Annotated in this window: 12 protein-coding genes and 2 pseudogenes; 7 read left to right on the top strand and 7 right to left on the bottom strand. The window is 34.7% G+C overall.

From position 1 onward, the window contains the following. Positions 1-12 precede the first annotated feature (12 nt). Both AC0NJG_RS02715 and AC0NJG_RS02710 read right to left on the bottom strand, forming a co-directional pair. On the bottom strand, positions 13-858 hold the full coding sequence (locus AC0NJG_RS02715) for a collagen-like protein (protein ID WP_474062880.1): 846 nt from the start codon (positions 856-858) through the stop codon (positions 13-15). 417 nt (positions 859-1,275) lie between these two features. Further along, entirely contained in the window at positions 1,276-1,536 is a 261-nt protein-coding gene (locus AC0NJG_RS02710) for a hypothetical protein (protein ID WP_087952536.1), read from the bottom strand. A 244-nt stretch (positions 1,537-1,780) separates the two neighbouring features. Here AC0NJG_RS02710 and AC0NJG_RS02705 point away from each other — a divergent pair. After that, positions 1,781-2,517: pseudogene (locus AC0NJG_RS02705) on the top strand (N-acetylmuramoyl-L-alanine amidase). A 196-nt stretch (positions 2,518-2,713) separates the two neighbouring features. Here the strand turns inward: AC0NJG_RS02705 and AC0NJG_RS02700 are convergent. After that, complete coding sequence (locus AC0NJG_RS02700; RefSeq protein WP_087952540.1) at positions 2,714-3,298, bottom strand: LysE family transporter; 585 nt, start codon at positions 3,296-3,298, stop codon at positions 2,714-2,716. Between the two features lie 56 nt (positions 3,299-3,354). Here AC0NJG_RS02700 and AC0NJG_RS02695 point away from each other — a divergent pair, with 56 nt between their 5' ends. Beyond that, complete coding sequence (locus AC0NJG_RS02695; RefSeq protein ID WP_140168720.1) at positions 3,355-3,969, top strand: helix-turn-helix domain-containing protein; 615 nt, start codon at positions 3,355-3,357, stop codon at positions 3,967-3,969. A gap of 401 nt (positions 3,970-4,370) precedes the next feature. Here AC0NJG_RS02695 and AC0NJG_RS02690 read toward each other — a convergent pair. Next, a pseudogene (locus AC0NJG_RS02690) lies at positions 4,371-4,604 on the bottom strand (BclA C-terminal domain-containing protein); the annotation flags it as partial. A 150-nt stretch (positions 4,605-4,754) separates the two neighbouring features. Between AC0NJG_RS02690 and AC0NJG_RS02685 the strand changes: the two are divergent. Then, positions 4,755-5,855, top strand: a complete 1,101-nt coding sequence (locus tag AC0NJG_RS02685) for a DUF4183 domain-containing protein (protein WP_474062820.1) — start codon at positions 4,755-4,757, stop codon at positions 5,853-5,855. A gap of 61 nt (positions 5,856-5,916) precedes the next feature. Here AC0NJG_RS02685 and AC0NJG_RS02680 read toward each other — a convergent pair whose 3' ends face one another. After that, positions 5,917-6,207 (bottom strand): DUF4183 domain-containing protein, encoded by a 291-nt coding sequence (locus AC0NJG_RS02680; protein WP_001121647.1) that lies wholly within the window; start codon positions 6,205-6,207, stop codon positions 5,917-5,919. 451 nt (positions 6,208-6,658) lie between these two features. Between AC0NJG_RS02680 and AC0NJG_RS02675 the strand changes: the two genes are divergently transcribed. Continuing rightward, positions 6,659-7,912 carry an exosporium glycoprotein BclB-related protein gene (locus AC0NJG_RS02675; protein WP_190240629.1) on the top strand — a complete coding sequence of 418 codons (1,254 nt, stop codon included), beginning with the start codon at positions 6,659-6,661 and terminating at the stop codon, positions 7,910-7,912. A 624-nt stretch (positions 7,913-8,536) separates the two neighbouring features. On the opposite strand, the gene AC0NJG_RS02670 is transcribed toward AC0NJG_RS02675, so the two are convergent. After that, positions 8,537-9,169: a cupin domain-containing protein gene (locus AC0NJG_RS02670; protein ID WP_088326826.1), complete on the bottom strand. Its 633-nt coding sequence runs from the start codon at positions 9,167-9,169 to the stop codon at positions 8,537-8,539. 179 nt (positions 9,170-9,348) lie between these two features. Continuing rightward, on the bottom strand, positions 9,349-10,737 hold the full coding sequence (locus tag AC0NJG_RS02665) for an HD domain-containing protein (RefSeq protein WP_088309795.1): 1,389 nt from the start codon (positions 10,735-10,737) through the stop codon (positions 9,349-9,351). A gap of 204 nt (positions 10,738-10,941) precedes the next feature. Here AC0NJG_RS02665 and AC0NJG_RS02660 point away from each other — a divergent pair, with 204 nt between their 5' ends. The 3 genes from AC0NJG_RS02660 (at position 10,942) to AC0NJG_RS02650 (ending at position 13,498) form a co-directional block, all read left to right on the top strand. After that, positions 10,942-11,247, top strand: a complete 306-nt coding sequence (locus tag AC0NJG_RS02660; RefSeq protein WP_474062819.1) for a luciferase domain-containing protein — start codon at positions 10,942-10,944, stop codon at positions 11,245-11,247. A 93-nt stretch (positions 11,248-11,340) separates the two neighbouring features. After that, positions 11,341-12,651, top strand: coding sequence for a phytoene desaturase family protein (locus AC0NJG_RS02655; RefSeq protein ID WP_088326828.1), 1,311 nt, complete (start codon positions 11,341-11,343; stop codon positions 12,649-12,651). Next, the gene (locus tag AC0NJG_RS02650; protein ID WP_087952552.1) at positions 12,629-13,498 is read left to right on the top strand and encodes an RNA polymerase sigma-70 factor; all 870 of its coding nucleotides are present in this window, start codon (positions 12,629-12,631) and stop codon (positions 13,496-13,498) included. Before AC0NJG_RS02655 ends, AC0NJG_RS02650 begins: the two co-directional genes overlap by 23 nt. Positions 13,499-13,520: the final 22 nt, after the last annotated feature.

Below are 13,520 nucleotides of genomic sequence, written 5' to 3'. Positions count from 1 at the left end.
TAACCAAATTAATTATCCGACCTGAAAAATACTTATACTTGCAGATACATTTGTTAAAGAGCCACCATCATTATTTGAGAGAGTGACAGTACCTGTTGAAGAGGTGTTATTTATTAAAGTCAATGTTGAAGGAACAACTGTTACGGTAAAAGCAGCAGTACCTTGATTGATTGTATGTGGTGACCCTGTACCAAAGCGCCCACCTGGAATTGGTGTGCCATTTAGTGCAAAGGAGAATTGGTTTTCACGAGAAGCTTGTAATTGAAACTCTGCTACATATGTTCCTAGTGTATTAATTATAATATTTCCAGTACCTGTGATGTGGCTAAGGGCAGTTCCTGTTATAGGTCCATTTGTGTTAAAAGTAACACTACTTCCCACTGCAATTGTTTGGTTAGTAGTATCAAAAACATATAGATAGTTTGTTAATCCTACACTAGCCGCCCCGGTAGGCCCAGTGGAACCAGTAGCCCCGGTAGATCCAGTGGAACCGGTAGCCCCAGTAGTTCCAGTGGAGCCAGTAGGCCCGGTGGAACCAGTGAAGCCAGTAGCCCCGGTGGAACCAGTGAAGCCAGTAGGCCCGGTGAAACCAGTGAAGCCAGTAGGCCCGGTGAAACCAGTGAAGCCAGTAGGCCCGGTGGAACCAGTGAAGCCAGTAGATCCAGTGGAACCGGTAGAGCCAGTAGGTCCGGTGGAACCGGTAGCCCCAGTAGAGCCAGTAGATCCAGTGGAACCGGTAGAGCCAGTAGGTCCGGTGGAACCGGTAGCCCCAGTAGCCCCGGTAGGTCCAGTAGAGCCAGTAGGGGAATGTGGGAGAATAATACGGTTAATATCTAAAAGCGGAAAGTTAATGAATATATCTTTGTTTTGATAACCTATCAAAATCACCTCACTAGTATGTTTAAAGAAATAGTAAAGTAATAATTTTTATGCGTATTTCATTTCTATATTATTAATGCAACTTATTTTGAAAATAGTGAATAGTTATTGTGACTGTAGGTGTTAATTTTTAATATAGTCTTTTTTAAAAGATAAAGAGCGCTGTTAAAGGCGCTCTGAGACAAGTTTCATGTCGAAAAAGGGAATTGAGGATATTATGTGCATACTGTTTTAGAATGTTGTAGATTTTTAATTAAAAATAAAAAGACCTTATAAAAATTTAAAATTTGTATTATTAGATAGTCACTATACATTAAAATATGCTTGTTTGATATAAATGTGTGTCAAATTTGCCAAAATATATTTTGGCATGCACAAGAAAATGAAAATACTTTGTTAGCAAATACTAGCAACTTCAGTGCCAGACGGGAACAATAATTTACGAGGTATTGTAATAATCTCAAGAGCTATCTGGGCTGAATGGAGAAGTATTGGAGTTAACTCTAAAGCATGTGTTAATAATAATATAAAGCTTGTTAGGATTGCAAAGCTTCCCCAAAAGAAACATTTTGAAGTGTTACGGAAATCTTTTATTAAGGAAAAGAAAGAAAAAAATGCTGTAACAACAAGAATTAAAAATTTATACTTATCAGCCATTAAACCCCTCCTAAAGAACAATAACTTATATTATAGCGTATTTTTCTGTATTATTATAAAAAGATTTTAAAATAAATGATAAAAAGCAGAGGCCGCAACTTAAAGTATGGATTGAGGGTATTATTTTTGATTTATGCATAAAAAAATAGATTAGCGCCCTATTTATTATTTGTAAGTGTTGTACTGGATATTTAACCGGACAATAAGACTAGCTTTGAATATATTAATAAAAAAGGGGGGGGGAATGGCTAGATATAGTTTACATGCAGGTCATAACAGTATTGTACAAGGCGCGAATTATGGGAATCGGAAAGAACACATTATGGATCGCCAAGTTAAGGATGCAGTTGTTGCTAAATTAAGAGTATTAGGGCATACAGTTTATGATGATACTGATGAGGTAGGGACAACGCAGGCACAAAATTTACATAATATCGTATCAAAAACAAACGCACATGATGTAGACTTAGTAGTTTCATTTCACTTAAATTCATATGATACGAAAGCTAATGGAGTGGAAGTACTTTACTATGATCAACAAGCTTTATTAGCAAAGATAGCAGCACAACTTTCAAAAGATATTGGCTGGTCAAATCGTGGAGGAAAGGAACGATTTGACCTTTATGTGTTAGCGAATACGAAAGCACCTGCAATCTTAATTGAACTTGGATTTATCGATAATGAAGCAGATATGGCAAAATGGAATCTAGATAAGATTGCAAATTCAATTGTTTATGCATTAACTGGTCAATCTGGTGGGACAACTCCGCCATCTAAAAAAATATCATTCAATCAGGAGCTTTTTCACCGTATGAAACACCGGATGTAATGGGAGCATTAACGTCCCTAAAAATGACAGCAAACTTCATCTTACAATCTGATGGTCTAATATATTTTATCTCTGAACCAACTTCGGATGCGCAACTTAAAGGAATGACGGATTACCTTGATCGTAGAGGCTGGTGGTATGAAGTTAAGTGAAAATTTGAGTTTAGTGGAACAGAATATTTACAAACAATCGGCCTGAGAAAGAGGTTTACTTATAATGAATAATCCTCTTTTTTAATTTTTATTCCGGCTTAAAACTAAGTAATGAATGTAAGTAGGATGTTCATTGAACATATCAGCTATATTTGTAAAACATACTTTTAATAAGAAAAGAATTTAGAATCTGAATTTAATTGATTACAATTGAAATAGCGCTGAAAACTAATAAAACGGCCATGATGATGTTAAATGATTTTGTATGTTTTAATAATAGTTTTTGAAACATGGAACCAAATAAGCTCCAACTAAATGTACTCATTAACCCGACTACACCGAGAAATAATGAAAAAAGTAGATAACTTGAATATGAATTGTAATAAGGGAGAATAAAAGTTGATACTACAGTTAGTCCGAATAATATCCCTTTAGGGTTAACAAACTGAAGAAAAATCCCTACTGTAAATAAATTTTTATTATACTTTTCATCGGGATCTGTACTAGCTTTACTAGTGAGTATTTTAAAAGCTAAATATAGCATGTATGCTACACCAAAGATCTTTAAAGGAAATTCGATTGTGGGTAGAATATTAATTAGGACAATATTAAAGAAGCTACATAAGGAAGTGAGGATGAAAAAACCGAAAGCTACTCCGAAGCAAAATTGCATACTCCTTTTTAAACCACGTTGATTAGCGTATGTCATAGCTAAAAAATTGTTAGGTCCGGGTGTGAAGCTACTTATAAAAACAAATAATAAAAAAGAAAATATAGGCATTTCAAAACCCCCTATTTTTTTGTATGTTATAATGACCGAAAAGAACAATATAACGTGTGCTTTTTATTATACATAACGGTCGTTATATTGTATATATTTTAGGAGTGTTTCTTATGGAAGAAATTCAACTTATTTTGGCGAAAAATTTAAAGACAATACGAGAGAAGGAAAAATTAAGTTTAGAAAAGGTTTCCCAATTAACAGGTGTGAGTAAAACGATGGTTGGACAAATTGAACGAGGAGAGTCAAGTCCAACATTAACAACGATATGGAAAATTGCGAATGGCTTGAAAGTGTCTTTTACTTCCTTAATCAATAATCCGCAACCGGATACGAAAGTTGTTTTACGAAATGATATTCAAGTATTATCTGAAGACAATGGAAGATATAAAGTGTATCCTTCTTTTCCTTTCCAAGATGATAGGAACTTTGAAATTTATTCCGTTGAAATTGAAGCAGAAGGAAAATTAAGTTCGGAAGGCCATAAAGAAGGGACCGAAGAATTTATAACGGTGTTTGAAGGGGAATTGACAATTGAAATAAATGATTGTCAATATAGATTAAATAGTGGGGATGCAATTCGCTTTAAGGCGGATAGACCGCATTCCTATCATAATTTTGGAAGAACGCTAACTCGTTTAAGTATGACCATTTATTATTCAACTTCATAAATTTACAGCTGCCTTAAAAATAAAGAAAGGCGTAATGATAAAACCATCTATAAGAGATGGTTTTTATTTATTATAATCCAAAAAAAGACACTCATTTGAGTGTCAACATAGTGTTGCTCTCGCGTATAGGATTGGAGTATGTTTCTCAAATATGTTTTGAGATGGTTCGCATTTGAGAAACTATCTTCATATTCAATGTAACATTAGTAGTGAGGAGTGTAAATTGATAATGTATATACGGAAAATTTAGTATAGATACTTTGTACTATGAATATAGTACAAAGTGTTTCTTATTGCATAATCACTTTCGTGAAGTTATTAAAATATAAACTAAAGGAATGACCTAGTAGTTACTATTTTAGCATTTAAGAATGATTATTATAAAAAGAACGAATCATTTTTTAATCGATTCGTATAATTGTTAAAGAGGCACCTGTTGAACCACCTCCAACTAAATTAACTTTGGATAATAGGCCGAATGGTTGAAGTGAAATTGTATTACCAGCAGTTAAATTAATTATTAAATTATTATTATAATTTGAAGTTGATAATGCGGGAGAAAAAATAGATCCGGAAAGTGGAGTCGAAGAGTTTAATAGTAGCGATTTAGTATTTTGGAATGGAACTATCATTGTATTATATTGATACTACTAGTTGTAGTAACGGTAAAAAGTTTACTTTATGTAAAATCATTTGAGTATGAAAAAGTAGTTATGTAATTTTTCTAAAATGATAGAGGTTTTATTTTGTTAATTAGTAAACAAAATGTGAAATGAGGTAGTAAATTGAATAGCGATGAAAAATTATCTTTGAATAAAGGTATGGTAAGACCAGAAAATATTGGACCTACTTTTCCGGTTCTTCCGCCAATTTATATTCCAACGGGAGCAACAGGAGCAACGGGAGCAACAGGAGCAACAGGAACAACAGGAACAACAGGAACAACAGGAACAACAGGAATAACAGGAACAACAGGAACAACAGGAACAACAGGAGCAACAGGAACAACAGGAACAACAGGAACAACAGGAGCAACAGGAACAACAGGAACAACAGGAGCAACAGGAGTAACGGGAGCAACAGGAGCAACAGGAGCAACGGGAGCAACAGGAGCAACGGGAGCAACGGGAGCAACGGGAGCAACGGGAGCAACGGGAGCAACAGGATCAACGGGAGCAACAGGAGCAACAGGAACAACAGGAACAACAGGAATAACAGGAACAACAGGAACAACAGGAACAACAGGAGCAACAGGAACAACAGGAACAACAGGAGCAACAGGAACAACAGGAGCAACAGGAGCAACAGGAGTAACGGGATCAACAGGAGCAACAGGACCAACGGGATCAACAGGAACAACAGGAGCAACAGGAACAACAGGAGCAACAGGAACAACAGGAGCAATGGGATCAACGGGAGCAACAGGAGCAACAGGAACAACAGGAACAACAGGAACAACAGGAGCAATGGGATCAACGGGAGTAACAGGAACAACAGGAGCAACAGGAGTAACGGGAGCAACAGGAGCAACGGGAGCAACAGGAGTAACGGGAGCAACAGGAACAACAGGAGCAATGGGATTAACGGGAGCAACAGGGTCAACAGGTCCAACTGGCGTTATTGGCCCCATAACAACAACTAATTTATTATTTTACACTTTTTCAGATGGAGAAAAACTTATATATACAGATTCAGATGGGCTAGCTCAATATGGTACAACTCACATATTATCTCCTGATGAGGTTTCGTACATTAATTTGTTTATTAATGGAATACTTCAACCACAACCATTATATCAGGTTAGTACTGGTCAGCTAACTTTATTAGATAATCAACCACCATCACAAGGTTCTTCAATTATTTTACAATTTATCATCATTAATTAAAAAAGACAGATTCTTAAATAAAAAGGATCTGTCTTTTTGCTCTACATTAAAGTAGTTAAAACTAAGTGACGATAAATTCGATTGTAATTGGAATTCCACCGTCTAATGCATCTCCGCCAGGAATTGTAATAGCACCAGTAGGTCCAGTAGTAACACTGGAGTTCACACTAGGTTGAAGAATGCCGTTTACATATAAGTTGTAATACGTAAAAGTCGGAAAAGCAGTTGCAGTAGTACCAGCATCGTTTAAACAAGCTGTAGCAGCAATTGCGAAAGCTGCACCAGTTCCGGTTCCAGCTCCTAGTGTAGATGTGAATCTTCTAGATGCCATAAATGGTTGAATAATTGGCAATTAATTTTCACTCCCTAAACTATTTTTGAACAATGTATGGGATAACTTGTCCAATATATTGTATGAAAGTTTTTGATAATAGAAACGGCTTCATGATAATAGAAGGAGCACAATTTTAGTAAAGGTAGCATTGTTACTTATGGAGCGTATGCTATTGGATAATGGGAGTTTTTATATGCACATCAATATGTGCTTTTGGACCTAAGAGATAAACGTGGAAAAATAAAATAAACTCTTAAGTTTAGGTGTTTAATCTAAGCAGTCAATTATTAAAAACATATAATTAATATGTGAGTCATGAACATAATTAAATTAAGCTTTCAAGTTTAATTATCATTCATGTTTCCTATCTTAAATGAAAAAAATAACTCAATTATTTTTTTCAATCGGATCTTTTATAGTTCTTAGAATAGGAAAACACTCAACTATAAGACAAGTCAGGAGGAAATAAATGTCACATAACAATTGTTTTGGTCATAACAACTGCAATAATCCGATTGTGTTCACTCCAGAATGTTGTAACAATCCACAAACAGTTCCAATTACTAGTGAGCAATTAGGTAGATTAATTACTTTACTAAACTCTTTAATTTCGGCAATTGCAGCGTTTTTTGCAAATCCAAGTGATGCAAACAGATTAGCTTTACTCAATTTGTTTACTCAGCTATTGAACTTACTAAATGAATTAGCACCTTCTCCAGAAGGAAATTTCTTAAAACAATTAATTCAAAGTATTATCACTGTACTCCAATCTCCTAATCCAGACATAAGCAAATTGCTTTCTTTATTACAACAATTCTACAGTGCTCTTGCACCATTCTTCTTCTCTTTAATTATTGATCCTGCAAGTTTACAACTTCTATTAAATTTATTAACTCAATTAATAGGTGCTACTCCAGGAGCAGGAGCAACAGGAGCAACTGGTGCAACAGGAGCGACAGGTCCAACAGGCCCAACAGGTGCAGGTGGTGGAGCAGGAGCGACAGGTCCAACTGGTGCAACAGGAGCGACAGGAGCGACAGGTCCAACAGGAGCAACGGGGGCAGGAGCAACAGGCCCAACAGGTCCAACAGGGGACACTGGAGCAACAGGCTTAACAGGAGCAACAGGCTTAACAGGAGCAACAGGTCCAACAGGAGCAACAGGCCCAACGGGAGCAACAGGTTTAACTGGTGCAACAGGTTTAACTGGTGCAACAGGAGCAACAGGTGGCGGAGCTATTATTCCGTTCGCTTCAGGTACAACACCAGCTGCGTTAGTTAATGCGTTAGTAGCTAATACAGGAACTCTTCTTGGATTTGGATTTAGTCAGCCTGGCATATCTCCAGGTATTGGGGGAGACCTCACATTACTGCCAGGTATTGTAGGTGATTATGCATTTGTAGCACCACGTGATGGAATTATTACGTCGTTAGCAGGTTTCTTTAGTGCAACAGCTGCATTAGCTCCACTAGCACCTGTTCAAGTTCAGATGCAAATATTTGTTGCAGCTCCAACAAGTAATACGTTTTCACCAGTGGCGCCACCTCTATTATTAACACCAGCATTTCCTGCAATAGCAGTTGGTGCTACAGCAACAGGAATCCAAGCTTATAATTTTCCAGTAGTTGCTGGGGATAAGATATTAGTATATGTTTCATTAACAGCAGCAAGTCCAATAGCTGCAGTAGCTGGATTTGTAAGTGCAGGTATTAATATCGTCTAGTTTGCTATAATGTCTGTTTGAAATTTGAACTGGCATTTGTATATAGCCCTTCCTAATTGTATTAGGAAGGGCTATATTTTATGGAAAGATAGGTGATAAATCAATTGAGAAAGTACTCTTTGTTAAAAAAATCAAAATTTATGATTTATAATCTATTGTTTATGGAATAAGTTATAGGATATGAAAAATTATCTATAAATAAAAAAGATGAATTCTATTAAAAATAGAATTCATCTTTTAAATAAAAGGAATAAAAGGGAAGTAATTTATTTATCGTGAGCGTTGCAATGTTATTATTCAAATTAATAATAAACTATTTGTTTTTATTACAGTTACATCCTTTTTTCTTTACATAGCCTTGCTGGGCTAAGTCTCTTTGTGATTGGGAATTGGAAGATTGAGAATTTGAGGATTGAGAGGATGCGGATGAACTACTATTTTTATTATGAGAGTAGTTTTTTCGATAGTTATAATTACTCATAGTACTATCACCTCCAATTAAATATATAAATATTATATGCATGTACTCTATTAATTGTTACGAAAATAAATAGGAATGGGGGATACAATAAAAAATCTCCTGCGTATTTTCCGAGGAGATAAATCATTTTTTTATATTATAAATTAATATCCCCAGTAAAGAGGAAAATAATACGAATCTTGGTAATATAAATTTTGTTGTGGATTAGGAGGCTGATTTGGAGGGTTTATCGTTCCGCGATTTTGATTACAGTTTGCTGGGGGACCAATTACTGTAGTGGATTGAATAGGGGACACCGCTTGCTTCCATTGTTGTTCATCGAGACAGTAAGTATGAGCCATCATATTAGGAGGGGTTAACCTTAAAATATCAGAACCAAAAATAACTTCCGGTGTTGGGGCATCGAAAATAGCTAATAAATGAGTATTATCTGCTGTAGCAATTTCATAATGCCACCACGCTTGTGGAATATTTGCAACTTGCCCCGGTTTTATTGGTAAGTTTAATATTTGATTTGTAAAAGGGTTAAGTAAAGAAACAATCGCAGAGCCTGAAATACAGTAAACAAGTTCAGCTGCATTTTGATGAATATGCGGTTCTACAACATTACCTGAACTTAAATAAATATCTAATAAAGAAGTGTTTTCTAAAGTGTTTAATTGTTTCATGCCAAGTACATTTATATAATTCTGGGCATCTTTCTGAAAAAAATTACTTTTATTTAAATCATAAGTGAAATTAGTTGAGGGGGAGGTGTAGTCGATATTAGAAGTCAATTGTATTACCTGCCTTTCTATTAGTAAGTAAGGTTATAAAATAAGGATATGTGTCTAGTGTTTGTTATGTGCGTTTGTTGGTATCATAATAAATTTGCCTATGCCATAAAGAATATGGGTTGTATTTCGTATTTTGAATAACAGACCAATCCTTTTTCATAGAGGTATTGGTCTGTTATTCAAGATAGTTTTTGCTGAATAATTAATTGTGCTTTAGCGGTATTGGCGTAATTTAGCCACTCTAATGCCAAGTTTTGTTTTAAACCAAAATGGATTTCTATGATGTCAAAATGAGATACCTTTGTTTTAAGTGGAACAGGTATACCGTTTACTTTTGCATTTTTCATTTTATGTGCAATTTTTGGAAATGCAGAGAAAGTAAAATCAATAATTGTAGCACCATCTGGTAAATAAATAGGCTGTAAATCTGAAGTATAAGCCGTTATGGTATTTTCAAATAGTTCGTACGATACTAGATTGTGGAACGCAATTGGATCTGTAGTTAATAAATTGTTATGCACAATTGTATCATTCATTATTTTATAAGATATGGATTGGACATTTGCAGTTCTATTATTTAATAAAGAAAAAATGCCGTTATCTTTTAATGTTTTTGCTAATTGTGTTTGAATGATAATTGTTTGTTCAGTATTATTCATATTGACTTTAGTTTTTAAATTGTTATTAAAATAGCTATTTTCAAGTGCTATATTGTCTTCGAAATAGTTTATAGTTGGATTGTATAATTGATGTATCATTCCAAGGATTTTATAGCAATCTAGTACACTTGTAGTTGTAATACAAATTTGTGAAACCTCTGATACGTTTTGTATTTCTTGTAATTGTGAGTAAGCAGTATAAATCGGAGGGAACTCATAGCTTATTTCAAATGAAAGGTTAGTATCACAAAAAGAATGAATTCCTTTGCTTAAATCGGTTATATTTTTTTGAAGATGTGGAACATATCCAGTTAAGAATTTAAGTACCTTGCTATATCTTTCTTTATGTAAATATTGAAAAGCAAGATTTTCTAATTCATACTGGATTGTATATAATCCAAGTCGCTTTGCAAGTGGCGCAAAAAGTGTTAATGTTTCATTCGCATATGCTACTTGTTTCGCGGGTTTTTTAACATTCAAAGTTTTTATATTATGAAGGCGATCTATAACTTTAATAATGCCAACACGTATATCATGTTGAGAGGATAATAGTAATTTTTTAAAATTAATTGCTTCGTATAATACTTTGTTTTGATCTTGTTGTTTTTTCCCTTTTGTTAATCCATTTACAATATATCGAATAGTCGCACCAAAATGTGATTCGATTTCTTCTAGAGAATATTCGGTATCTTCTACAACATCGTGTAATAAAGCAGCAATCAATGTTGTAATGTCAGCTTTATAATTTAGCAGTATTTCTGTAATTGCGAAAGGATGAATAATATATGGTTCTCCAGTTTGACGGTATTGTCCATCATGTGCTTGCTCTGCAAAATATATAGCTTTTTTCAAACGTTTTAATTCATGAGATTGTAGATAATTTGCCTTTTGTAATAATACCTCGCTCATATAAATCCGTCCCTTAAAATTATTTTTAATAGTAATTCTATATAATAGAATAAATCCCCTTTAAAATTATTTTAATTATGTAAAAAATAAAGGTGTTGAGATGAAACTATATTCGTATATCCATTCATACTTTGGATTGATGGAAAAAAGTAAAGAACGTGTTAATTTAATATTACATCAATCATTAATAAGGGGTGAAGGTTCATGTCATTTAGTGAAATGATTAGAAATGAAGTGCTTGGCTGGGCAGGTGTCTCTGAAAAACCGCATCGATTTGGCGGCATTGAAATAAATTATGGCAAGAAAGAACTTGGTCATCTGCATGGAGATAAGTTAGTTGATTTACCATTTCCAAAGTTAAAGCGGGATGAATTAGTAAAACAAGGATTGGTCAAACCACATCACGTATTACCTGAATCAGGATGGATAAGTTATTATATAAAGAATGAAGAGGATATACCATTTGCAATTGAGTTATTTCGTATGCAATATGACCGAATAAAAAAATAATGAAATAAAATAGATGAGTAAAAATATATTTTCATGTCACATCCCTCCTTAATCGTTCGTCTTGTATGTAGAACGATAAGGAGGGATTTTATTATGAAGAAATTTGATGTAGCAATTGTTGGTGGTGGCCTTGCTGGATTAACAGCATCTATATATTTAGCGAAAGCTGGAAGAAAAGTGATTGTATTAGAAAAGTCCAGTCGCTTTGGTGGTCGAGGGATGACTATTAATAAAAATGGGATCTGTATGAATCTTGGTGCACACGCCTTATATAGAGGAGGAGCCGCATTTTTAACTTTTAATGAGCTCGGTATGAATCTACCGGGTGGAATTCCATCTACAAAAGCACATGGAATATGGAAAGGGGATATATTCACCATCCCAACAGATTTCCGCTCAATTTTATCAACACCACTACTTTCGTGGTCTGCAAAAGTACAATTCTCACGTCTTATGATTCGTTTAGGGAATTTAGATGTAAGAAAAGTTCAAAAAGTGAGCCTAACTACATGGGCAGAAAATGAAATAAAAGATCCAATGGTTCGCAATATATTTTATGCGCTATGCCGAACAACAACATATACGTTTGCTCCTACAATACAATTAGCATCATCTGTACTAAAGCAAATACAGCTTTCGATAAAAGATGGGGTATTTTATGTAGATGGTGGCTGGGAGACGATAATAACAAAATTAAGAGACATTGCGAATCATGCCGGGGTGCAATTTTTGGATAAAAAGCATGTTTTGGAAATAGAGCATTACGAAGATAAACAAAGAATATATTGTTTTGATGATGAGGTATTTGAAGTGGGTACAGTCATTGTGACGACTCCACCGAAAGAAGCTTGTAACATAATTAAAGGTGTGGAAGGAACAAGTTTGCATAGATGGAGTGAACAATCGGTACCGGTTACTGTTGCTGCATTAGATATTGGTTTAAGACGATTACCTAATCCGACACATCAATTTGCATTAGGGTTAGATCAGCCTATATTTTTCACGAATCAATCAAGAGCAGCTAAATTAAGTGATGATGGATCAATTGCAGTGAGTTTAATTAAGTACCATAATCCTGTACTAGAGATGAAACATACTCATGAAGATAAAGAACAGTTAGAAAGTACAATGGATTTGCTACATCCAAATTGGAAAAGAGAAGTTGTTGCACAGCAATATTTACCGAAAATAACGGTAGTATATGATTTTCCTCATATAAACCGAGTTGAAAACCCAGCTCCTAATATCCCTGAAATGCCAGGTATTTACGTGGCAGGTGATTGGACTGGGCATGATGAAATATTAGCTGATGCTGCAGTAGCAAGTGGAAAACGTGCAGCATTACACATTTTAAAGCAATTAGAAAGTGAGGGAGTTCATCATGGAAACGGAGCAATTATATGAAGCGTATCAACCATTATTATTTTCGTTAGCATATAGAATCCTTGGGAGTGTTATGGATGCTGAGGATATCGTTCAGGATGTATTTATCTCGCTAAATAATATAGAAGATCTTCAGTCTATAGAAAATATGAAAGCATATTTGTGTAAGATGGCGACAAATCGTTCAATTGATAAATTACGTTCGGCAGCGCATAAACGTAACGTGTACGTAGGGATGTGGTTACCAGAGCCACTTGTAGAAGAAAGCGATGAGCCATCAGAGTCATTTGTTATGAAAGAATCCCTTTCCACAGCATATTTATTGCTTTTACAACAACTGTCTGAGGTAGAAAGGATTGTTTTTATATTAAGAGAGGTTTTCAGTTATGAATATGAAGAAATAGCTTCGATTGTTGATAAGAGTAGTGTGAACTGTAGGAAGATCTTTCAACGCGCAAGAAATAGTATATTAGATAAGCCGAAACAATCAACATTAAGTACGAAGAAAATGGCTGCTTATGTTGAAAAATTTGTATCATCATTACAGTGCGGGGATGCGCAAGGTATGTTAGAAGTATTAAAAACAGATGCGATATTGAAAGCAGATGGTGGTGGTAAAGTTACAACTGCGATTCATCCAATTTACTCTGCGGATCGAATTATACGTTTATTCTTTGGAATAGGGAAGAAGTTCCCGATAGAGTACGATGTTGATTATAAGATAGTAAATGGTGCCCCAGGTGTTATTGTTAAAGTGAAAAATAAGGTGACTTATGTGCTTTCATTTACATTTGAGAATGAAAAAATTTCAAACATTTATATGATGGTTAATCCGGAAAAACTTATGCACTTAAATGTAATAGTATAAAAAAAGACGCATTTCTTTAGAA

It is taken from the genome of Bacillus sp. SSR7 (assembly GCF_055902415.1).
Note: the sequence above shows the minus strand (reverse complement) of the source record. Positions and strands in the feature narration are given on the sequence as shown.

Excerpts from the sequence above, each read along its gene's own strand:
- AC0NJG_RS02710 (WP_087952536.1), bottom strand. The coding sequence starts at position 1,536 with ATGGCTGATAAGTATAAATTTTTAATTCTTGTTGTTACAGCATTTTTT.
- AC0NJG_RS02700 (WP_087952540.1), bottom strand. The coding sequence starts at position 3,298 with ATGCCTATATTTTCTTTTTTATTATTTGTTTTTATAAGTAGCTTCACA.
- AC0NJG_RS02675 (WP_190240629.1), top strand. The coding sequence starts at position 6,659 with ATGTCACATAACAATTGTTTTGGTCATAACAACTGCAATAATCCGATT.
- AC0NJG_RS02665 (WP_088309795.1), bottom strand. The coding sequence starts at position 10,737 with ATGAGCGAGGTATTATTACAAAAGGCAAATTATCTACAATCTCATGAA.
- AC0NJG_RS02660 (WP_474062819.1), top strand. The coding sequence starts at position 10,942 with ATGTCATTTAGTGAAATGATTAGAAATGAAGTGCTTGGCTGGGCAGGT.
- AC0NJG_RS02655 (WP_088326828.1), top strand. The coding sequence starts at position 11,341 with ATGAAGAAATTTGATGTAGCAATTGTTGGTGGTGGCCTTGCTGGATTA.
- AC0NJG_RS02650 (WP_087952552.1), top strand. The coding sequence starts at position 12,629 with ATGGAAACGGAGCAATTATATGAAGCGTATCAACCATTATTATTTTCG.